At 56.6% G+C, this 20,928-nt stretch carries 17 protein-coding genes; 9 read left to right on the forward strand and 8 right to left on the reverse strand.

From position 1 onward, the window contains the following. Positions 1-5 precede the first annotated feature (5 nt). Positions 6-1,301 (reverse strand): serine hydroxymethyltransferase, encoded by a 1,296-nt coding sequence (glyA, locus tag NBV64_RS14140; RefSeq protein WP_250755991.1) that lies wholly within the window; start codon positions 1,299-1,301, stop codon positions 6-8. A gap of 665 nt (positions 1,302-1,966) precedes the next feature. Here glyA and NBV64_RS14145 point away from each other — a divergent pair. The 5 genes from NBV64_RS14145 to NBV64_RS14165 all read left to right on the forward strand — a co-directional run bounded on the left by NBV64_RS14145 (position 1,967) and on the right by NBV64_RS14165 (position 7,667). Next, a complete protein-coding gene (locus tag NBV64_RS14145; protein WP_009459326.1) occupies positions 1,967-2,920 on the forward strand; it encodes an AurF N-oxygenase family protein in 954 nt (317 codons plus the stop codon). Next, positions 2,917-3,969, forward strand: coding sequence for a 2Fe-2S iron-sulfur cluster-binding protein (locus NBV64_RS14150; RefSeq protein WP_009459327.1), 1,053 nt, complete (start codon positions 2,917-2,919; stop codon positions 3,967-3,969). The genes NBV64_RS14145 and NBV64_RS14150 overlap by 4 nt, the downstream gene beginning before the upstream one ends. Positions 3,970-4,001: 32 nt before the next feature. Beyond that, complete coding sequence (locus NBV64_RS14155; RefSeq protein WP_021446939.1) at positions 4,002-4,724, forward strand: glutamine amidotransferase; 723 nt, start codon at positions 4,002-4,004, stop codon at positions 4,722-4,724. Continuing rightward, positions 4,721-5,590 carry a pyridoxine/pyridoxal/pyridoxamine kinase gene (gene pdxK, locus NBV64_RS14160; protein ID WP_021446940.1) on the forward strand — a complete coding sequence of 290 codons (870 nt, stop codon included), beginning with the start codon at positions 4,721-4,723 and terminating at the stop codon, positions 5,588-5,590. The genes NBV64_RS14155 and pdxK overlap by 4 nt, the downstream gene beginning before the upstream one ends. A gap of 85 nt (positions 5,591-5,675) precedes the next feature. Then, positions 5,676-7,667 (forward strand): BCCT family transporter, encoded by a 1,992-nt coding sequence (locus tag NBV64_RS14165; protein WP_009459329.1) that lies wholly within the window; start codon positions 5,676-5,678, stop codon positions 7,665-7,667. Here the strand turns inward: NBV64_RS14165 and soxR are convergent. Beyond that, positions 7,664-8,140 (reverse strand): redox-sensitive transcriptional activator SoxR, encoded by a 477-nt coding sequence (gene soxR / locus NBV64_RS14170; protein ID WP_009459330.1) that lies wholly within the window; start codon positions 8,138-8,140, stop codon positions 7,664-7,666. The two genes, NBV64_RS14165 and soxR, sit on opposite strands and share 4 nt — an antisense overlap. A gap of 281 nt (positions 8,141-8,421) precedes the next feature. Here soxR and NBV64_RS14175 point away from each other — a divergent pair, with 281 nt between their 5' ends. The 3 genes from NBV64_RS14175 to NBV64_RS14185 are packed head-to-tail and all read left to right on the forward strand — an operon-like array spanning position 8,422 to position 14,038. Continuing rightward, entirely contained in the window at positions 8,422-9,495 is a 1,074-nt protein-coding gene (locus tag NBV64_RS14175; protein ID WP_250755992.1) for an efflux RND transporter periplasmic adaptor subunit, read from the forward strand. Beyond that, positions 9,492-12,608 carry a MexW/MexI family multidrug efflux RND transporter permease subunit gene (locus tag NBV64_RS14180; RefSeq protein ID WP_009459334.1) on the forward strand — a complete coding sequence of 1,039 codons (3,117 nt, stop codon included), beginning with the start codon at positions 9,492-9,494 and terminating at the stop codon, positions 12,606-12,608. The genes NBV64_RS14175 and NBV64_RS14180 overlap by 4 nt, the downstream gene beginning before the upstream one ends. Next, on the forward strand, positions 12,605-14,038 hold the full coding sequence (locus NBV64_RS14185; protein ID WP_250755993.1) for an efflux transporter outer membrane subunit: 1,434 nt from the start codon (positions 12,605-12,607) through the stop codon (positions 14,036-14,038). Before NBV64_RS14180 ends, NBV64_RS14185 begins: the two co-directional genes overlap by 4 nt. Positions 14,039-14,040: 2 nt before the next feature. On the opposite strand, the gene NBV64_RS14190 is transcribed toward NBV64_RS14185, so the two are convergent. The 4 genes from NBV64_RS14190 to NBV64_RS14205 form a co-directional block, all read right to left on the reverse strand. Beyond that, positions 14,041-14,469, reverse strand: a complete 429-nt coding sequence (locus NBV64_RS14190) for a hypothetical protein (RefSeq protein WP_250755994.1) — start codon at positions 14,467-14,469, stop codon at positions 14,041-14,043. A 170-nt stretch (positions 14,470-14,639) separates the two neighbouring features. Beyond that, positions 14,640-15,329: an ANTAR domain-containing response regulator gene (locus NBV64_RS14195; protein ID WP_026484656.1), complete on the reverse strand. Its 690-nt coding sequence runs from the start codon at positions 15,327-15,329 to the stop codon at positions 14,640-14,642. A 3-nt stretch (positions 15,330-15,332) separates the two neighbouring features. Continuing rightward, positions 15,333-16,487 (reverse strand): transporter substrate-binding domain-containing protein, encoded by a 1,155-nt coding sequence (locus tag NBV64_RS14200; RefSeq protein WP_009459349.1) that lies wholly within the window; start codon positions 16,485-16,487, stop codon positions 15,333-15,335. 132 nt (positions 16,488-16,619) lie between these two features. Then, positions 16,620-17,102, reverse strand: coding sequence for an AmiS/UreI family transporter (locus NBV64_RS14205; protein ID WP_250755995.1), 483 nt, complete (start codon positions 17,100-17,102; stop codon positions 16,620-16,622). Between the two features lie 677 nt (positions 17,103-17,779). Between NBV64_RS14205 and NBV64_RS14210 the strand changes: the two genes are divergently transcribed. Continuing rightward, positions 17,780-18,640: a DMT family transporter gene (locus tag NBV64_RS14210; RefSeq protein WP_009459353.1), complete on the forward strand. Its 861-nt coding sequence runs from the start codon at positions 17,780-17,782 to the stop codon at positions 18,638-18,640. A gap of 1,091 nt (positions 18,641-19,731) precedes the next feature. Here NBV64_RS14210 and NBV64_RS14215 read toward each other — a convergent pair. After that, positions 19,732-20,322: a c-type cytochrome gene (locus NBV64_RS14215; RefSeq protein WP_250755996.1), complete on the reverse strand. Its 591-nt coding sequence runs from the start codon at positions 20,320-20,322 to the stop codon at positions 19,732-19,734. Continuing rightward, the gene (locus NBV64_RS14220; RefSeq protein WP_009459358.1) at positions 20,319-20,927 is read right to left on the reverse strand and encodes a cbb3-type cytochrome c oxidase subunit II; all 609 of its coding nucleotides are present in this window, start codon (positions 20,925-20,927) and stop codon (positions 20,319-20,321) included. Before NBV64_RS14220 ends, NBV64_RS14215 begins: the two co-directional genes overlap by 4 nt. Position 20,928: the final 1 nt, after the last annotated feature.

Genomic DNA, 20,928 nt, shown 5'->3' on the forward strand with positions numbered 1-20,928 from the left:
AAAAATCAGTACATCAAGGGGTATCGCCGGTTCAGGTCTGCGACCCCTTCCAAAATGGCATTCTCGGTGCGGGGATTGCGCGAACCACTGCGCACCCCGCCCAGCAAGGCCAGAATCATGTCGCCAATTTCCTTGAAATCATCTTCACCCAAACCGCGAGTCGTACAGGCGGCACTGCCGACCCGTACCCCCGAATAGGCGCCAGAGGCTTGCTCATACGGCACACGGTGTTTGCTCAAGCTAATGCCCAACTGAGCCAGAACCTGCTCAACCAAAGGCCCGGAAAGGCCCCAAGGGCGCAAATCCACCACACCAAAATGACAGTCTGTTCCCCCTGACACCACCGTCAGCCCACCTTCGGACAAGCGGCGACACAGGCTGCGCGCATTGATGATGACGGACTGGGCATAGGCCTTATAGGATGGGCTCATCGCTTCACCCAAAGCCACCGCCTTGGCGGCCAGAATGTTCAGCAAAGGTCCGCCTTGCAGCCCTGGATATACGGCCTGGCTCAAGCGCTCGGCCAGCTTGGGCTCATTGCTCAAGATAATCCCACCACGCGGTCCGCGTAAGGTGCCATGCGTGGAAAAGGTCGTGACATGGGCATGTTTGACGGGTGACTCCATCAGACCTGCCGCCACCAGCCCCGCGCCGTGGGCCAAATCCACCATCAAATAAGCGTTGATCTCGTTGGCAATATTCCTGAACTCGGCAAAATTTGGCGTACGTGAATAGGACGAACCTCCGGCAATGATCAACCGCGGCCGTTCCCTGTGGGCCAGGGCACGAACCTCGTCCATGTCGACCCATTGCGTCTGACGATCCACTCCGTACGAGCAGGTCTGAAACCAGCGTCCGGACACATTGAAATGCGAACCGTGGCTAAGGTGCCCGCCCGCACTTTGATCCAGCGCCAGAATCGTGTCGCCCGGCGAGAGCAAGGCCAGGTACACCGCCAGATTGGCCTGGCTGCCCGAGTGCGCCTGCACATTGGCGTAAGAGGCCCCAAAAACCGACTTGGCCCGCTCGATAGCCAGCTCTTCGGTTTGATCGGCTTGTTCGCACCCGCCGTAAATCCGTTGCCCAGGATAGCCTTGCGCCTGCTTGTTGCTGAGCAAGGAGCCCTGCACGTCCAAAACGGAGCGGCTCAGGTAATTCTCGGAAGCGATCAGCTCAATGGTGTGTTGTTGACGACGCCGTTCGGCTTCGATGATGTCCCAAAGATTGCGATCACTTTGCTGTAGAAATTGCGAACCCGCCAGAGGCTGGTGGGGGGTGTCGCCACCGGCAAGACTCTTCATGGGAGTTCCTGTTTAGAGATTGGCCACGATAGGGTCGTGGCTCATTGCCCGATACCAGGCAAAAGTGCTGCCCTGGACGCACGAACTCCAAGGGCGAAAGATAAACATCCTATTCTGTTTATCGATCTATAAAACAGTCCATTAAAAATTAACTCACCAGACCACTTTTAATTATTGTTATTTGAATAAAAATTCAAAGCATAAAGAATTAAAAACCCTCTGAAACACAGAGAGAACGCCAATCCCGATCATCCTGGTCAAGAATTAAAACAAGATTCAAATTTTTATCATTAAGTGGTCTGTCAAATGATCTTGAAATGGTCTGTCATTTATTGTCATAGGATCATTAGAATGCAGCCAACGAATACTCAACGCCCGTACTTCTAAACGTTCAAGCAGATTATCACCTTTTTCAATCTGTACACGATAAACACATCCCCAGTTTTCCCACGACTACAGGAAACGCCATTGCTTTAACGGCAGTTCAACCACGCTGATCCCCACGGCTCAAGAAACCCGGCAACGGGATTTTTTTGGGCCTTATCCATAAGAATCGGCAAATCCTTTTAAGCCTGCGAATTTCCATTTGGAAATAAAGATAGGTGGAGTAAAGAAACGACCTGTTCATTTCGAACAGATCGCAATCAACAGCAAGGAAGTTTGAAATGACAATCAAAAGCTACGAAACTGATGACGCCGTACGGAATATGCTGCAAAAGCTGTCTGTACTTTGGAAAAACCGGGCTGCCGTGAATCAGGAACTGCCGGACTACAACAATCTGGCTTTCGATCCCAACAAGGCCGATTTCAGTGAATGCCTGCTGCCTTTTCGCGGGCATCAGGCATGGCTGGAAGCTCCTGAAGAATTGAAATCGCAGTGCTTGTCCTACGCCTGGGGCATTTACAACCTGAAGACCATTTACGTTGAGTGCAACGTGGTCACGCCTTCTTGCGAAGACATCATCAAGACCCCGCCCCCAAGCGCCAACCGCAATCTGCTGCAAGACGTGATGTCCCAGGCCTTGCTGGACGAGGCCCTGCACACTCGCATGTCCATCATGGCCTGCAACTACATCTACTCCATGCGTGGTCTGACGCCCCTGGATTTCACCAATTTCAACCTGGTGCAGTGGCGCAATGACATCCTGAGCCAATGCGGTTCCGAATCCGAGCGTCGTCTGACCCGCTTTGCCATTGCCTGCGCGTCCGAGACCCTGATTACCGACTACCTGAAGACCATGGCCGAGGACAAGAGCATCCAGACCGTGTGCCATGAAGTTACCCGCACCCATGCCATGGACGAGTGGAGCCACTCCAGCGTGTTCAGCTTTGTTGCGTCGGACATCATTCACGGACTGAGCCAGAAAGAGCGCGAGCATATGCGCGCCGTTATTTTGCGCACCGTAGAAATGTTCGCCAACAATGAAATGGGCGCCTGGGAAAAAGTCTTCTCCATGGTGAATTTCCCCAATGCTCGCGACATCTTGCACGACACCGGCGACTCCAACGAAATTGGTGTGTACACCGGCTCGGTAGAAAGCCTGATCGAACGCATTGGCCTGAACAGCAAGTCCGGCAAGGCTCCTGCCGAGGCCGAACAACAGGAGGCGCTGCAATGACAGCCATGATTCAGGCGCGCTGCGAGACCGTTCGCCCCGAGGCCGGAAACGTCAAAGTGTTTACCTTGCGGGTGCAGGGCGGCCATTTTGATTTTCTGCAAGCCTTGCAGGCAGGCAAGCACGTCGCCCTGAGCTACCCCGATACCGGCGGCACCATTCAACAGCGTATGTATTCGATCACTCGTATGGCCGATCCAGACCTGATTGAAATTGCCGTGAAAGGGTCGGGGCGCAATAGTGTTTCCGATCACTTGCACGCCACCTTGCGCGAGGGCATGAGTGTGCCCCTGCAATATGTGGCGGGTGAAATCTCGGTGAACTCCATTGTGGGTTACCAGCGTATCGCCATGATTGCAGGCGGCATTGGCATTACCCTGCCCATTGCCTTGCTGCGTGAATTGGCGACGCGAGCCCAGGACGGCTTGCCTGTACCACAAGTACATTTGCTGCTCAGTATTGCCCGTATTGCCGACATTCCTTTCCTGCACGAGCTGCTGCAGCTGGACCTGGGCACCAGCTGGTTCACGCTGACCGTGTTTGTCACGCAGGAAAAGATTCGCGAAAGCGCTCATTTCAAAGTGGGTCGCCCCTCTTTTGAAAATATGGAGCAGTTAAAAGACCCACAGGCCGTCGTGATTTGCGGCAGCCACGGTTTTGCCCAGGCCTTGCGCGAATACACCCTTCAGGCTCACCCCATCTCGCACATGTTGATCGAGGCTTTTTCCCCGCCCGCCAGTTCCGGCGTGGAAATCCTGCCTGAAGCAGACAGCGCGCCCTTGCAAATCAATGTACGCAGCACCGGGCAAACGCTCTCGCCTGAACCGGGCAGCAGCTTGCTGGAAATGCTGGAGGCCGCCGATGTGCCTATTCGTAGTCAATGCCGCTCGGGTATTTGCGGCGCGTGCCGGGTACAGATTTCGGAGGGCGAGTACCGCTCTGAACCGGATTTTTGCCTGAGCGACCAGGACAAGGCCCAGGGCCATGCACTGGCATGTTGCACCTTCCCCTTATCGGGTGCCATTAATGTAGACATCGGTACCACGAGCTGACATCCTTACCATCTGGATTGAAAGAACCTCTTATGAAGAAAGTCATCGCACTGCGTCATATCCATTTTGAAGACTTGGGCACACTGGAGCCTGTTCTGATCGAACAGGGCTACCAAGTTCAATACATTGACCCTTCCGTCGAGTCACTGCGTCACGTGGGTGAACAGGACGCTGACCTGCTGGTTGTATTGGGCGGGCCAATCGGCGCCTACGACGAAAAGATTTACCCCTTCCTGTCTGATGAGCTGGAACTGATCAACAAGTTCTTGCTGGCAGGCAAACCTTTGCTGGGCATTTGCCTGGGCGCACAATTGATTGCGCGCGCCCTGGGTGCCAATGTCTACCCCCTGGGTGTGAAAGAAATCGGTTTCTCTCCGTTGAAACTGAGCGAAGCGGGCAAAGAATCGCCCCTGGCCGCCGTTAGCGGCATTCCCGTCCTGCACTGGCATGGGGATCAGTTCGATATTCCAGACGGAGCCATTCACCTGGCCAGCACGGACGTAGGCCCCAATCAGGCCTTCTCCTTCGGAACCCAAGTACTGGGCCTGCAATTTCACCTGGAAGCCGACACCAGCAAACTGGAACGCTGGCTGGTTGGTCATGCCAACGAACTGGGACAAGCTGATATCGATCCGCAAATGCTGCGTCTGGAAGCCATGGCGGTACAAAAACGCCTGCACGCCGCTGCCGCTACGGTCCTGACCAGCTGGCTCAGCCAACTTAAACAGGCCAGTTCCGCTGATTGCGCTGCATGAACACTGCTGCTGTAACGTTCGTCGATCGTGAACGACATCCCTACCATGTGGATGTCGTTTCGATTCAGTCGCAAGTCGTCTACGGTCGGGTGGGCAACAATGTTGCCGGCCCGACTTTGCGTAGACACGGCTTTAAAGTGGCCGCCGTTCCCACCGTGTTGCTCAGCAACAACCCGCAATACCCCACGGTGCACGGCGGCGCTGTCCCCGATGAATGGCTGGAAGGCTTTCTGAATGATCTGGTCTTGCGCGGTGCGCTGGACAAGGTACGCGCTGTCCTGATCGGTTATCTGGGCAGCGCCAACCAGGCCGTCATCATTGCACGCTGGTTAAAAGCGTTGCTGCAAGAGCACCCTGACACTCTGGTGATAGTGGACCCGGTCATGGGTGATCTGGATGTAGGCGTCTACGTAGACCCGGCACTGATCCCCGCCTATCACGAAACCTTGCTGCCGCTGGCCACGGGCCTGACCCCCAATAATTACGAGCTGTCCTTGCTGTCCCAACAGCCTTGCGACACCATCCAGGGCAGTTCCAGCGCCGCGCACGCCTTGCTAAATGGCCGGACCGAATGGGTCATTGCCACCAGTGCCGCCCCCGACTCCTGGCAGGATGGTCAGATCAAATTATTGATGTCTCGCAAGGAGCCGCGTGCCGACACCCTGCTTAGCCATCCGCGCGTGGATTGTGCCGCCAAAGGTACCGGAGACCTGTTTGCCTCCACCTTGCTGGCCCATCTTATTTTGGGTGCAGACCTGCATTCTGCGGTGCATACGGCCAGTGCCAGTGTGCTGCATCAATTGGAGTTGACCCGCCAGGCCGGACATCAGGAATTAATTTTGCCAATAGATCCTTTCCGAGCCTGAGCAAATATTTCCTAATCTAACAAACCTTTCAACCGGCAGTCGTTCTCGTTAAGCTGTGCCCTCTTAGTTACAAACGGAGCATGACATGGGGCTGCCTTTTAAAAGCACGCTACATCCACGGGTGTTCTGGGGATCTACCTTTATCGTCCTGGTCTTTTTGCTGATCGGGATTATTTTCCCTAAAGACGCCGCACTTATTTTTGAGCAGTTACAAAACTGGGTCATCAAAAGTTTCGGCTGGTTCTATATCCTGGCTGTGGCCCTGTTTTTCTTTGCCGTCGTCTATCTGGCATTAAGCCGCTACGGCAATTTGAAATTAGGGCCGGACGACTCGGAGCCTGATTACCCCTATCTCACCTGGATGGCGATGCTATTTGCTGCCGGTATGGGGATTGGCCTGATGTTCTTTGCTGTGGCCGAGCCACTGCAACACTTCTCGGCCCCGCCCTCGGGCCTGGCCAGCACAGTGGAAGCCGCCCATCAGGCGCAGATCATCACCTTCTTTCACTGGGGCGTTCACGCCTGGGCCGTCTATGCGGTCGTTGGCTTGTCGCTGGCCTACTTCTGCTTTCGCTACAACCTGCCTTTAACCATCCGCTCGGGCCTGTATCCCTTATTTGGCAAGCGTATTGAAGGCTGGATTGGCGATAGCGTGGATATTTTTGCCGTGTGCGGCACGCTATTTGGTATTGCTACCTCCATGGGTTTGGGCGTACTTCAAATCAATGCCGGTCTGGAGCATTTATTTGGCTGGCCGCAGGAAACCTGGCTGCAAATTGTCCTGATTGTGGTGGTTACCTCACTGGCTACCTTATCTGTTGTCAGTGGACTGGATGTTGGCATTCGCCGCCTGTCCGAACTGAATTTGCTGGTTGCCATTGCCTTGATGCTGTTTGTGCTCGCCGTGGGCCCCACAGCCTTTTTGATGAATGCTTTTGTACAGAATATCGGCGGTTATCTCGATAACTTTTTTGCACGCTCATTTAGTACACAAGCATTCCGCGGGCAAAGCTGGATGAAAGCCTGGACCCTGTTTTACTGGGCCTGGTGGATCGCGTGGTCGCCCTTTGTCGGCATGTTCATCGCCCGCATCTCGCGTGGCCGCACCGTACGTGAATTCGTACTGGGCGTCTTGCTGGTGCCCACCGTCTTCACCTTCTTCTGGATGACCGTTTTTGGCAACACCGCCATCTTCCTGGATATGGGTGTGGCGGCAGGCCAACTAGCCCAGGATGCTGCCGCGAATGCATCCGTGGCCCTGTTCGAGTTCCTGGAATACCTGCCTTGGTCCAATGTAACCTCGACTTTGGCAATTATCCTGGTAGCCATTTTCTTTGTGACCTCGGCCGACTCGGGCTCTTTGGTTATCGATACCCTGGCCGCCGGTGGGGTGGAAGATGCTCCAGTCTGGCAACGCATTTACTGGTGCGCGCTGGAAGGCACCGCTGCCTCCCTGCTCTTGCTGGCCGGTGGTCTGACAGCCTTGCAAACCGTCACGCTGGTCAGCGCCCTGCCCTTTGCCATCATCATGTTCTTGTTGATCCTGGGGCTGTTCAAAGGCATGAAGGCAGATATGTCACGATTGCGTCGTCAAGGCCCCATGTCCGGCCCGGCTCCCGGCTCGGAAGTGTCCTGGCGTCGACGCCTCTCGACGATCCTGCACACGCCCAACCAACGCGATGCCCGGCGCTTCATGGGTGAAACCGTGGTTCCCGCTTTGCAGGCCGTGGCCGACGAGCTGGGCAAACGCAATCTGAATGTCAGCCTGGAGACCAGCGAGCAGGATACGGCCCAACTGACCATTCAGGCCGACAACCAGCGTAACTTTGTCTATGGCGTCGAGTTGCGCGCTCGTCGGGTTGCCAGCTTTACCGCGGCAGCAGCACGCAACGAACAGGCTCGCCCTCAAGAATGGCAAGTGCGTACTGTCTTTGCCGATGGCAGTCGGGGGTATGACTTGATGGGCCTGTCCTCCAGTCAGGTCATTAACGACATCCTGAACCACTTCGAGCGCTATCAGTCCCTGGTCACTTCCGAAGCCACCGCGCTGTACGCGCAGTCGCCCGACCCGAGCTAAGCCTCTGTTCCGGTCTCCAGCTTTCTTTCCAGAATCTGGGGACCGGGCCCTTGCTGGCCCAGAATATCGGCCGGATTACGCAAGGGACACTCACTCATGGACAAGCACCCACAGCCAATACAGTGGGTCAGCTCATCGCGCAGTCGCGTCAACTGCTCAATACGATCATTCAAACTGGCCTGCCAACGGCTGGACATGGCTCGCCATTGCTTGCTCGATGGCTTGCTGCCCGGTGGCAAACCACGCAAGGCCTCGTGGATTTCCTCCAGAGGAATCCCGGTACGCTGCGCTACTTTGATGATCGCAATGTAGCGTAAAACCACCGAATCAAAACGACGCTGGTTCCCGCTATTACGGGTACTGGCAATCAAGCCCTTGGCTTCATAAAAATGCACGGTCGAGACAGGGACACCACTGCGTTTGGCCACTTCCCCCACCGTCAAGGCACGACTGAAATCCACTGTTTTTGCCATCTTGACACCCCTTGACCTCAAGTTAACTTGAGGTTTTATAGTCCAGGTACCTAATTAAGGCAAGCCATGTTGGCTGCCTCTTTGTTGTCACAGGAACCTGCCATGCCTCCCCTCATTTGGATTCTGTTTGCCGGACCTCTGTCATGGTTACGGCAAGCCCAGCTTGTGTCAGCCACCTACTTCAAACCCGAAGACTGGTCGCAAAGTGATCAGCGATTCGGCTGGACTCTTCCCAACAAACAGCCTTTGTGGCCCTCTTCCCTGACAGGAGGGTCGGCAGCATGAGTTCGCGTCGTACTTGGATCATGATTCCCGTTCTGGCCGGCGTATTGGCCATAGGCTGGCGTTTGCTGCCAGCCTCGCAAGAAGCTCAAGCAGGGGGAGCCTATCCGCCTGCCGTCGTCGAACTATCCAGCGTCGAGTCCCAGACCGCTCCTCGTCTTTTGCATGCCGTCGGTGCACTGGAAGCCTGGCAGCAAGTGCTGCTCAGTGCAGAGACCAGCGGCCGTATTCGCAAGATTGATTTCACCTCCGGACAGCAAGTCAAGGCAGGCCAGCCACTGGTTTTGCTCAATGACGAACTGGAACAAGCCAGCGTGCGCCGCGAGCAGGCACAGGTCAAACAGTCCGCCATTCAGCTCACCCGTGTACGCAAGCTGAAGGAACAGCAAGCCGCTACCCAGGAGCAGTTGGATCAAGCCCAGGCCGATCACGCTGTGGCCCAGGCCCAACTGCAATATCAACGCGCTGAACTGGCCTTGAAACAGATTGCCGCCCCCTTCTCGGGTCGCATCGGTATCACCAGCTTGCATCAGGGCCACTACTTGCAACCCGGCCAAGCCATCGCCAGCCTGGTCGATGACAGTCAACTGCGTGTGAACCTGACCGTGCCAGAGCAAAGCCTGCCGGATCTGAAGGTGGGACAGACCCTACACGTACAGGTGGACGCCTGGCCAGGCGAGAACTTCCAGGCTGAAATCAGCGCCATCGATCCCTTGATTGGAGATTCGCGCACCGTGCGCCTGCAAGCGCTACTGCCCAACCCGGACAATCGCCTGAAAGCGGGGATGTACGCCCGTGCTCAATTGAAGCGCCCCGCCGAAGCGCCCGTCCTGACCGTGCCCGAAACCGCATTGACCTACACCGCCTACGGCCAGACCGTGTTTGTGGCCTCCCCCACGGATCAGGGTCTGTGGCAGGTCAAACGCGTGGCAGTACAAACCGGCGAACAGTGGGATGAACGTGTCGAGATCATTGATGGCCTGAAAGAAGGCGACAAGGTTGTGAGCGCCGGCCAGATCAAGATTCAGGACGGCTCCACAGTACAAACCGCCAAGGACAAGGAGCCCGTATGAACACCACCTCCCGTCCCGGCTTTACCGACTTGTTCGTTCGTCGGCCGGTACTTGCCCTGGTGGTCAGCGCCTTGCTCCTGATGTTGGGGCTGTTCTCTTTGGACAAGCTGCCCATCCGGCAGTATCCCCTGCTGGAGAACTCCACCATCACGATTACCACCGAGTACCCCGGCGCCTCTGCACAACTGATGCAAGGCTTTGTCACCCAGCCCATCGCCCAGGCTCTGGCCTCGGTGGAAGGGGTGGACTACCTGTCTTCCAACTCCGTGCAAAGCCGCAGTGTCGTGACCCTGCGCATGGAGCTGAACCGCGACTCTACCCAGGCCCTGACCGAAGTCATGAGCAAGGTCAGCCAGGTGCGCTACCGCCTGCCTGAAGGCGCCTATGACCCGGTTGTGGAACGCTCCTCCGGGGACTCCACTGCGGTGGCCTATGTAGGCTTTTCCACGACGTCAATCTCCATCCCGGAACTGAATGACTATCTGTCCCGCGTGGTGGAGCCTATGTTCTCCACGATTGATGGCGTGGCGAAAATCCAGACCTTTGGTGGTCAAAAACTGGCCATGCGACTGTGGCTGGACTCGGACCGCATGGCGGGCTATGGACTGACAGCTGCCGATATTGCCCAGGCTGTACGTGCCAACAACTATCAGGCCGCCCCCGGCATGGTCAAAGGCCAGCATGTCTTGAGCAATATTCAGCTCAATTCGGACCTGACCAGCGTAGCCGAATTTCAGGACCTGATCGTGCGCGAAGACGGCACCTCGCTGGTAAGACTGCGCGACGTAGGCAAGGTAGAGCTGGGAGCAGCAGCGACGGAAACCAGCGCCCTGATGGATGGCCTGCCCGCGATTCACCTGGGCTTGTTCCCCACTCCCGGCGGCAACCCCTTGCGGATTGTGGAAGGCATTCGTGATCGCCTCCCAGCCATTGAGGCCACCTTGCCTCCCGGCGTGGAAGTGGCCCTGGCTTTTGAAACCGCCCGCTTCATCCAGGCCTCGATTGATGAGGTGCTCAAGACCCTTACCGAAGCCATGATTATCGTGGTGCTGGTGATTTATCTGTGTCTGGGTTCTTTCCGCAGCGTGCTGATTCCGCTGGCTACCATTCCCTTGTCCATGTTGGGAGCAGCCGCCTTGATGCTGGCCTTTGGTTTCAGCATCAATTTGCTGACCTTGCTGGCCATGGTGCTGGCTATCGGACTGGTAGTGGACGATGCGATTGTTGTGGTTGAAAACGTACACCGTCACATTGCCGCCGGACGCTCACCCGTGGTGGCGGCTTTATTGGGCGCACGTGAAGTGGCCGGCCCAGTGATCGCCATGACCCTGACCCTGGCCGCCGTCTATGCCCCGATTGGGCTGATGGGTGGCCTGACTGGAGCACTGTTCAAAGAGTTTGCCCTGACGCTGGCCGGTGCCGTGCTGGTATCCGGGGTCGTGGCCTTGACCTTGTCCCCAGTGATGAGTTCCTTGCTACTGCCCTCACAGCAAGATGAAGGTCGCATGGCGCACCTGGCAGAGAGTTTCTTTGGTGGTCTGTCGGCCCGCTACGGTCGATTGCTGGCCCGCTCCTTGCGCCATCGCTGGATCACGGGCGCCATGGCCTTGCTGGTCTTTATCAGCCTGCCCGTGCTCTATCAAATGACGCACAGTGAGCTGGCTCCCATTGAAGATCAGGCCAGCGTGCTGACAGCCGTGAAAGCTCCGCAAAATGCCAACCTGGCCTATGCCGAGCGCGACGGCAAGCTGCTGGATGACACTTATCGTGAAGTGGCCGAAACCGAAAGCACCTGGTTGATTGTGGGGACAGACGGCCCGGCTGCCAGCTTTGGCGGGATCAACCTGAAGGACTGGAGCAAGCGCGAGCGCGATGCCAGCGCCGTACAGGGTGAGCTGCAAGGACGTGTCAGCGCGATTCCCGGCAGCAGTATCTTCGCCTTCCAGCTTGCCCCCTTGCCCGGTTCCAGCGGCGGTCTGCCGGTTCAACTGGTACTGCGCAGCCCCGGCGACTACCGCACGGTGTACGACACGATGGAGTGGGTCAAACAGCAAGCCCGTGAAAGCGGATTGTTCGTCGTGGTAGACAGCGATCTGGACTACAACAAGCCCGTTTCCCGCGTGGAAATTGACCGCAGCAAAGCGGCCAGCATGGGTATTAGTCTGCGAGATATTGCTGATTCCCTGGCCGTGCTGGTGGGCGAGAATTACCTGAACCGCTTTTCGCTGGATGGTCGCTCGTATGACGTGATTCCACAAAGCCAGCGTGAACTGCGCCTGACAGCTCAAGCACTGACACGTCAGTTTGTACGCAGCGCCAATGGCGAGCTGGTGCCTTTGTCGGCCATGGTCCAAATCCACAGCGAAGTGGAACCCAACAGCCTGCGCCAATTCAACCAGCAAAACTCGGCCACGCTGCAAGCCATTCCAGCACCGGGCGTCACGTTGGGTCAAGCGGTGGGCTATCTGGACGACATCGCCCGTCAATTGCCTGCAGGATTCACGCATGACTGGCAATCGGAGTCGCGCCAATTCACCCAGGAAAGTCAGTCTCTGGTGTGGGCCTTCCTGGCTGCGCTGGTGGTGATTTATCTGGTGCTGGCCGCGCAGTACGAAAGCCTGGTGGACCCCATCATCATTCTGGTGACGGTGCCCTTGTCCCTGTGCGGTGCCCTGCTGCCTTTGGCCCTGGGATTTGGCACGCTCAACATCTACACCCAGATAGGTCTGTTAACGCTGGTCGGCCTGATCAGCAAGCACGGCATTCTGATGGTGGAGTTTGCCAATGAACTGCAATTCAAAGAGGGCCTGAAAAAGCCCGAAGCCATCTTGCAAGCCGCCCGCATTCGTTTGCGCCCTGTGCTGATGACAACCGGGGCCATGGTCTTTGGTCTGGTGCCTCTGCTGTTTGCCTCCGGTGCGGGTGCTAACAGCCGCTTTGGCCTGGGTGTGGTGCTGGTCTCGGGCATGTTGATCGGCACGGTATTCACCCTGTTTATCTTGCCGACTTTGTATACCTTGCTGGCGCGTGATCACGCCCATCAAGCAGACACCCCGCGGGCGCGCGATCTGGCGCAAGCCCTGCGCCCTTCGACTGGAGAACACTCATCATGACGCCACAACTATCAAACAGGCTAGCGCCTGTGGCGCGTGCTCTGCGACTGGTGATCCCCAGCCTGATCCTGAGCGGTTGCGCTGTGGGGCTGGACACCTCCATTCCCACCGCTCCAAGCTTGGCCGACACCAACTGGAACAGCCAGTTCGCTCAAGCCACCGAGCAACGCGAAAACTGGTGGACCTTGCTGCAAGACCCGCAACTGAACGCCTTGATTGCCAAGGCCCTGGACCACAACCTGGATATTGCCCAGGCACAGGCCCGCTGGCGGGCCTCCCGCGCCCTGATCGACGAGCGCCAACACGACCGTCTACCCGCCATCACGGCCCACGCCAGCTACAACCGTAGCGGTTCACAATTTGCCGCGCCCGATGGCTCCATTGATCACGGTATTACCGAGAACTGGCGCCTTGGCATGCAGGCCACTTGGGAGATCGATGTGTTCGGTCGTCTGGAGCAACTGGCCCGTTCTGCGCAGGCTCGCAGCGAGGCCAGTGCAGACCAACTTGATCTGACTCGCCAGGCTATCGCGGCTGAACTGGCACGCCAATACGTGCAAGCCCAAGGTTTGCAACGGCAACTGGCTCTGGCTGAGGATGACGTACGCAGCTGGGAGCATACACTCAGGCTGGTGCAGGCTGGCGTTTCGCTGGGTCGGGAATTGCCGGAGAATCTGGACAATGCCCAGGCTGGTCTTGAGCGCGCCAAAACCCTGGTGCCCCAACTGCGCAGCGACCTGGAGCTGGCTCGTTTGCGCATCCAGGTGCTAAGCGGCGGGCAAGCCGGGAGCATTGATACGCCGTTGCCCAGTGCCAAGGCACCCTTGGCCGCTTCCTTGCCGTTAGGTGATGTGAACGCCATGCTGTTCAACCGGCCTGACGTACGCGCCGCCCGGCAGGAAATCCTGGCCAGCTCGCACGAAGTGGCCGCCGCCACCGCCGAGCTGTACCCCCGCCTGGATCTGGCTGGCTTTATTGGCTTTTTTGCCTTGCGAGGTAGCGACCTGGGCCATGCTGCCCGTGCCTTTGATGTTTCACCTGCCATACAATGGCCTGCCCTGCGCCTGGGCCATGCCAAAGCGCGCTTGCGTGGCATGGAGGCGGTGGCCGATGAATCACGCCTGCACTATCAACAAGTGCTGTTGCAAGCTCAGGAAGAAATTCAGGGCTCTTTGCAACGGCTGACTCAACATCAGGAAAGCCTGCTTAGCCTGACTCGAGCGGCGTCACATCTGGAAAATGCCCATGAGCGTGCCTTGACGCGTTATGAAGTGGGAGCCGGTGCCTATCAGCAAGTGCTGGAAAATCAGCGCAGCCTGAACCAGACCCGGCAAGAACTGGCAATAGCGGAAACCGGCTCGTACCTGAATGTAATTGCCTTGTATCAGGCCTTGGGTTGGGGAGTGGCGACACCAAGCTCCACTGAATAACTTCAAGCTTGATCGAATTGGGGGTGGTCTGTCTCGAAGATAGGCCGCCCCTTTTCTATTTGTGCATCCGTCTGTTGCAAAAACTCGGATAGATTCGCAATCTTGCTTTGCATTAGCCGATCCAGCAGCTTTCCGCCAAACCACAACAAGGCGCAGCAGAAAAACGTAATCGGCAATACATACCAACGCAGCCAGACCGATGCATCCAGCAACCAGCCAAGCGCGGTAAAAATCACCACTAAAGTGCAGGCAATCCAATTATTGCGCTTGGCCTTGAGCAAGAATTTCCTCAAATCCAGGTGGCCACGGTTCAGAGTCTCTAATTGCTCGTGAAGCTGATCACGGTCTTTTTGCAGTTGCACCCAGGCAGCGCGCTGCTCTGATGTCACCGCAAGGGCAGACCGGGGCTGTTCATATTCCTGATGGCTCATTATCTCTACGCTGGGGCAACGGCGTACTCTAGAAAATCGCTATTGTAGGAGGAATGAAAACGGGTAGTGTTTCTGCCTTTTTCTCTTTACCAAGCAAGCCTATGCCTACCACTTCAATCACGCGCCTGCTCTAGCCAGCCACCGCAGCTCAGCCAGGCCAAAACGCCTGGCTAGTTTCCCAGCAAGGACGAACCTTTTTGCCCCAGGGACAGCACTTCACTGGCATTCACAATGGCAATCGAAATATCCTCAATCGTGCTGCGCTTGTTCATGGCCTGCTCACGAATCAAATCGTAGGCCTGGTCCTCGGACACCTGATGGGTACGCATCAAGATCGTCTTTGCTTGCGCCACATGCCGCTGCCCCATCAGTTTGGTTTGCAGCTTGCTGATCAGCCGACGTTGCTGGCGCAGTTCTTTATGGTATTTACGCGCCAGCACCACGGTGGACAACAAGCCAAAAGAGCGTATGGGCGAAGGCAGGATCGCCTGAATATTCAAATCCAGTACGGCCGACACGATCGTGGGGTTTTCATAATTGACCACGGCAATAATCGTGGGTGCTTCCTCCTCGCAGACCCAATCCAGGCGCAGGTGCAAAAGATCAGGCTGCACGGCCAGAAAGACCAGATCCGTTCCTGAAGGCAGGTTTTGCGTGGGTGGCCAGATCGTCTGGACCGAACACCCGATACGCTGCAGTTGCTGGGTCAGCAAGCGGCCATCGCTATCGTCCGGATGCATGACCACCATCGTCAATTGCCGCAGTTCCTTGAGCTGCGGCGAGGTGGCATGCGGAAAACGATTCCGCACTCGCAAAGGCTTGTTTGCCGGCTCATCACCGTAGGAAGAGGAGTTGGCCACGCTTTATGTCTCCAAAGTATCCAGCTTGGCAGTCCAGTCGCCCAAGGAATGGGTAACCAGATACGGGTCGGGCGAGACCGGGCGCGTTGCCTGGCGCACAATCGCAAATTCGCCGTCGGCATTGATGCGGCCAATCCGTGGATAAAGCCAAGTATGGTGATTATTGGGATCGATCTTGATCCGCCCCTGAGGCGCATCCAGTTCACTGCCCAGCAGGTAGGGCAGCAGATCTCCGATCGCATCACTGGCGGATTGTCGATACGCATTGGCGAACAAATGCATCTGTGAATAGGCAGCTTCCCAGCACAGATTAGGGTGGCAGTCGGCCCCAAAGCGCTTGCGCAAACTGGCCAGACAACGCGCATTGACTTCCGACTCGATGGACTGAAAATACGGTGCAGCGGTGAAGTGTCCACAGGCAATTTCCGCGCCCATCTGGGCAATCTCGGCTTCGGAGGTCGTCAAACTGGCAATGGGCATGGTTTGCGGATTAAAGCCCGCATTGGCATAAGCGCGATACAGATTGGCAGTGGAGTCCCCCACCACGGTGGAGAAAATAAAGTCCGGCTGCTTCTGGCGTATGTCTTCCATGATCAGGCTGTAATCGCTCTCGCTGGCATCCAATGGCAGATAGTGTTCGCCCAGCACGTTGCTATCGGGATGCTGCATGACCAGCTCGCGCATGATGCGATTGGACTCGTAGGGGTAGATATAGTCCGAGCCAATCATGTAGACCCGCGCGCCAAAATTGCTGGTCATGAAATGCGCCAGCTGCACACTGTTCTGATTGGGCGCCGCGCCGGTATAGATCACATTGCCCGAAAACTCGAAACCTTCGTACAGGGTGGGATAGAACAAGAGCTTGTTCCACTTCTCCACAATCGGGATCACGGCCTTGCGGCTGCTGGACATATAACAGCCAAAGATCACATTGACGCGGTCCTGCACAATCAGCCGCTCGGCCTGTTCAGCGTAGCAAGCGGGCCTGGACGCCGGGTCGTAGCACACCGCCACCAGTTCACGCCCCAGCAGGCCACCGGCCTCGTTGATTTCCTCAATCGCCAGTTTGGTGCCCTGCCATTGCGACTGACCAATGGTAGAGGTCATGCCGGTTGCGGAATAAAGAACGCCGACGCGTACGGGTTCGTTGTGAGCCAAAGTCCATCTCCTGTCTAGCATGGTAGGGGCGCAGGTCGACGGACCTGCCGGTAAACACTACGAGCGAGCATCAGGTTACTCCAAAAAACTGCATTACTCTGGCTCCCCACCACGCTTGCACTCCTATGAAAACTACCAGGCATCCATCATGATCAGGGTGCCGGGCAACCAGCAGGTCAAGGCCCCGATCAGGACGGTATACGCAGGCAAGATACGCAAGGATCGTCCCAGTCCCAAGGCCAGGAAAAACAGAAACCACAGGCTGGACCACAAGAGCCACATGGCGATCAAACGCGGATCGCTGACAGAACCGGCAAAGGCCAGTGCGCTGATGGCAACAAACAGGCAATACCAGCCAAAGCCCACTCCTTTCAGCCCATACCACTGCACCACAGCCAGATACAGATAGGTGAAGGCAAACAGCAGCCCGCCAGCAACGGCAAAGTAATCCGCCATTTGCTCGCCGCGCTGCAAGCCCAGCAAATTGATGAACAGGGCCAACAGCCCCACCAGCAAGTTAAAGGGGGCCAGGTCCCGACTTTCAATACGTCCAGTCAAACCCACGCCATTCACAATCAGCACAGCCCCAATAAAGAAAAGCGCAACACCCAACATGGCATAAGCCTCCAAAACAAGGTGACGATTCCGGCCTGGCTGGCGTCAGATATTGCTGACGCTGCGTGAGCTCTGTGTATCGCGATGGCATCGTGCCGCGAAGCAGGATTCCAGATAGTTCGCAACCTAACTACGAGGTCGGATTTATTTCAGGCAAACAAAAAGGCCCAGACCGGTTCAAGCATTGAACCGGTCTGGGCCTTTTTGCCCGGCATCGGCGCTGGCAGCATTGGCAGCGGATGTCGTGTCTATTCGGAAATGTCGCAGCGATCTGAAATCGCGATCGGTGCAATTCTTACATAGCCTGCTCTATCGTCTGTACTAGCGATTACCCTAGCGGCTGACTATTGGCGTCCTAAATATATTTTGTGCTACAGTATTTCATCGATTTAACGATCTGATTCTTATTTCATGAACCGCCCCGCATCCTCTTTGCCAAGCGCTCTGCCCCTGTCGCGGGCCGCGTCGCTGCGGGCGGGCTCCCCTCCATCTGTCTTGCTGTTGACTGTCGTCGCCCCAGGCGTCGTCAATCAAGCCGCTGTCGTGTCCGACGTCGTCGTCGACACTCGCGTCTACAGCGTCTGCTCCTAAGACCTCTTTTTCTTTTCCTGCGCCATTGATGCGCCTGGAATGTCTTTGCAGACAAACCTAATTTATTTAGACAGATAAAGAACATCATGATTTCTTCTTCTCGCGCCCAAGCGGGTGCTATTGCCTTGTTCGTACTGCTTTGGGGCAGCGCGGGTATTTTCACGCGTATCGGTTTGGATCATGGCTCGGTTATGGCCATGCTGATCCTGCGTTTTGCCATCGCCCTACCTATGGTGATCATGCTGGGGCACTTCAATGGCGGCTGGCTGCCGCCCAAAGGGCAACGTCTGCTGCCAGCTATCAGCGGTTTGCTGATGATCGGGCTGTATTCGTTTTTCTATTTTGAAACCCTGGCTCAAGGGATCACACCGGGTCTGCTGGCGACGATCCTGGGTGTGCAGCCAATTCTGACCTTGGCTTTGACCGAGCGGCGTTTTTCTTTGAGCCGTGTGGCCGGTTTGGCACTATCGCTGACAGGACTGATTCTGGTGGTGTATCAAAGCCTGATTGTCAGCCGTTTGTCCGTGATGGGTCTGGTATTTGCAATTGCTGCTTTGTTAAGCATCACTGTGGGGACCATTGTTCAAAAGCGTCAGCCCGTGGGGGCTTTGCAAGGAATGCCTTTGCAGTATTCCTTGTCTCTGGGCTTGTTTATTCTTGCGTCCCTGGGTTTGGGACAAGAAATCCGCTGGGAGAACACATTGGGCTTTTGGGGACCGGTGGTCTGGCTTGGTCTGGTGATTTCCGTACTGGCCCAGTTACTGCTGTATCGCATGATTCGCAGCGGGAATCTGGTCAACGTTACTAGCCTGTTTTATCTGGTTCCTGTGGTGACAGCCGGGCTGGATTTCCTGATTCTAGGGAATACCTTGGCGGCTCGCGCAGGGCTGGGACTGGTGGCTATCTTGGCGGGTCTGTGGCTGACATTACGGAAGAAGGCGGCGTAAGTCTGCTTTTTATAAGTGGGGTTTCACGGAGAGTTAAATCGGTCTTTGAATGATGAGATCGGTCTCCGTGAAGCCACCACTTGGGGCCCTCTGCAGGGATTGGGCTGAGCACTTGCCGGTGCTGCGCATCGGTACCCTTGTCAGGAGATAGCTACGGGCGCACCCTGAACTCCCGGGGTGGTTCGTCCCCCGGACGAACCACAAGCGCCCCGGTCAAACAACAGGGCGCTTGCATCCCTACGCTATCTCCTGACCGCGGCAAGTACTCTGATCCGCCCAATCCCTGCAGAGGGCCCCAAGTGGTTCACAGTGATGCAACTCCACGACTCAAGCCGGTTTGCTTCCAAGATCCAAGTGCTGCCTACACAGATCCAATGCCTGGATCTCCATTTTTAAGCAGCAACCCTCAAAGCCCCCTCTAAAAGCCCCTGGTTTACAAGTTCTCGCTACAGATAAATGCCTGTCATCAGTGTGTGAATACCGCAAGCATGCTGATCATTATCGATGAATACTTGTGGGCTTTTTCAACTGGCCGCACTCCGCCCAGTCGCAGTAGCCCTTCAACTCATCACAACAACTCGGCCAACCACAAACCCTAGCCCCACCAAGCGCCAAACCAAAAAACACTAGACAGCCCCCGTCCCCTCTACAACCAGCACTTTCCCCCGTCCAAAATCGGTTTTTCTATATTTCTCCGTTGTGAGCCGCTTGGGGGCCGGGTCCAGGGGGGGGGCGATTCAGACTGCTTGCCGCAGGCGGTTCTGATATCCGGGATGCAAGCCCTGTGCTGTTTGAGCCCGACGCTTGTGATTGGTCCGGGGGACCAATCACCGGGCGAGTTCACAGGGCGCCCGGATATCAGAATCGACAAGGGTACCGATGCGCAGCATCGGCAAGTAGTCAAGCCCGCCCCCCTGGACCCGGCCCCCAAGCGGCGTCCCCACAGAGACACCAAACAAAAAAAAACCGACATCTCCAACCCTGGGGTCGGGCGAGATATCGGTTCAAAAGCCGGGGGCCTGTTCCCGGCGTGCTACCGTTTCAAAACGTGCTTCTAATTATTAATTCCAGAAGAACTCATCGCAGCCACCTCAATGCGCCGCAATCCACTCCAACAGTTCCTTCTCCCCTTGCCAAGGCTGACTACGATCCCCACTGGCAGCCCGCTCCTGGGCAACAAACTCGGGGGTAATGGCATCCTCCTCATTCCCCCACTCATGGCGAATAAAGCTCAACACAGCCGCCAGCTCCGCATCACTGAACTGCTCTGCAAATGCAGGCATCGCCCCCTGATATTCCTGACCTTTCACCGTGATAGCTCCCGTAACCCCTTGCAGCACCAATTGCGCCAGTACCTTGGGGTCACCCTTCACCCACTCTGAGTCCGCCAAAGGCGGGAACACCCCTGGCAAACCTTGCCCCGTCGCCTGATGACACGCCACACAGGCATTGGCATACAACTGCTTACCATCCGCAGATGCACTGCCAGGCGCAGGAGCCAGAACCGCCAAAGGACGCTGATCCCCCAAACGCGGAGAGCTGTTGGGCTGAGCCGAGACGATGTAATACACCGCCCAGGCCAGCAAGGCCAAAATCACCAGAATCACTACGCGCGGAACCGGGTTGTACTGCTCGTGAGGATCTGCATTCTCGCTTTGACGACTTTGCACAGGGCGACTCATTCCTCACCTCCCACGGCATCCGCACTCAAGATCGGATACACATGCTTGAGCGACTGCAAATACACCACCAGATCCAAAGCCTCCGGACGAGCCACCACCACCTTGCCTTCCGGTGCCACACCTGGCGGCAGGCTCACCACACGCTCATCGGGCTGTACCTGATCCGGGTCTTTGGCCTCGAACAAGAAACGATAGGGAGGCATATTGCTGCCCGGCGAGTAAGCGCGCGGGTCGTACAAGTGCCCCAAATGCCAATCCTGACTAGGCTGACGCACACCAATATTGAACAGATCCGGCCCGGTACGCATGGTGCCCAGCAAAGGCGGATCGTCGTAGTGATAATCCCCTGCCACCGAAGCGCGCCCCCAACCACGGCTGGCATCCGCCACACCCGCGCCCGTTGTACTGGGCTGCTGCGTGTGACAAGTAATGCAGCCATTGCCCCGATACACCGCCCGACCGCGTATTTCCTGACTGGTATAAGGCAACAAACCTTCCGGGGCAGGCTCGTCTTTCAGCTGCAGAAACGGCACCACAATCATGGCCGCCGTTGCCAGAGACAAGGTCACCATGGACCCGATGATCAACTTCAGTTCGTTTTCCATG

This window comes from Alcaligenes sp. DN25 (genome assembly GCF_023674485.1).
Classification (GTDB): domain Bacteria; phylum Pseudomonadota; class Gammaproteobacteria; order Burkholderiales; family Burkholderiaceae_B; genus Alcaligenes; species Alcaligenes phenolicus.

Excerpts from the sequence above, each read along its gene's own strand:
- NBV64_RS14165 (WP_009459329.1), top strand. The coding sequence starts at position 5,676 with ATGGGGCTGCCTTTTAAAAGCACGCTACATCCACGGGTGTTCTGGGGA.
- NBV64_RS14190 (WP_250755994.1), bottom strand. The coding sequence starts at position 14,469 with ATGAGCCATCAGGAATATGAACAGCCCCGGTCTGCCCTTGCGGTGACA.
- NBV64_RS14210 (WP_009459353.1), top strand. The coding sequence starts at position 17,780 with ATGATTTCTTCTTCTCGCGCCCAAGCGGGTGCTATTGCCTTGTTCGTA.
- NBV64_RS14215 (WP_250755996.1), bottom strand. The coding sequence starts at position 20,322 with ATGAGTCGCCCTGTGCAAAGTCGTCAAAGCGAGAATGCAGATCCTCAC.
- pdxK (WP_021446940.1), top strand. The coding sequence starts at position 4,721 with ATGAACACTGCTGCTGTAACGTTCGTCGATCGTGAACGACATCCCTAC.
- NBV64_RS14175 (WP_250755992.1), top strand. The coding sequence starts at position 8,422 with ATGAGTTCGCGTCGTACTTGGATCATGATTCCCGTTCTGGCCGGCGTA.
- glyA (WP_250755991.1), bottom strand. The coding sequence starts at position 1,301 with ATGAAGAGTCTTGCCGGTGGCGACACCCCCCACCAGCCTCTGGCGGGT.
- NBV64_RS14205 (WP_250755995.1), bottom strand. The coding sequence starts at position 17,102 with ATGTTGGGTGTTGCGCTTTTCTTTATTGGGGCTGTGCTGATTGTGAAT.
- NBV64_RS14155 (WP_021446939.1), top strand. The coding sequence starts at position 4,002 with ATGAAGAAAGTCATCGCACTGCGTCATATCCATTTTGAAGACTTGGGC.
- soxR (WP_009459330.1), bottom strand. The coding sequence starts at position 8,140 with ATGGCAAAAACAGTGGATTTCAGTCGTGCCTTGACGGTGGGGGAAGTG.
- NBV64_RS14185 (WP_250755993.1), top strand. The coding sequence starts at position 12,605 with ATGACGCCACAACTATCAAACAGGCTAGCGCCTGTGGCGCGTGCTCTG.
- NBV64_RS14150 (WP_009459327.1), top strand. The coding sequence starts at position 2,917 with ATGACAGCCATGATTCAGGCGCGCTGCGAGACCGTTCGCCCCGAGGCC.
- NBV64_RS14145 (WP_009459326.1), top strand. The coding sequence starts at position 1,967 with ATGACAATCAAAAGCTACGAAACTGATGACGCCGTACGGAATATGCTG.
- NBV64_RS14220 (WP_009459358.1), bottom strand. The coding sequence starts at position 20,927 with ATGGAAAACGAACTGAAGTTGATCATCGGGTCCATGGTGACCTTGTCT.
- NBV64_RS14180 (WP_009459334.1), top strand. The coding sequence starts at position 9,492 with ATGAACACCACCTCCCGTCCCGGCTTTACCGACTTGTTCGTTCGTCGG.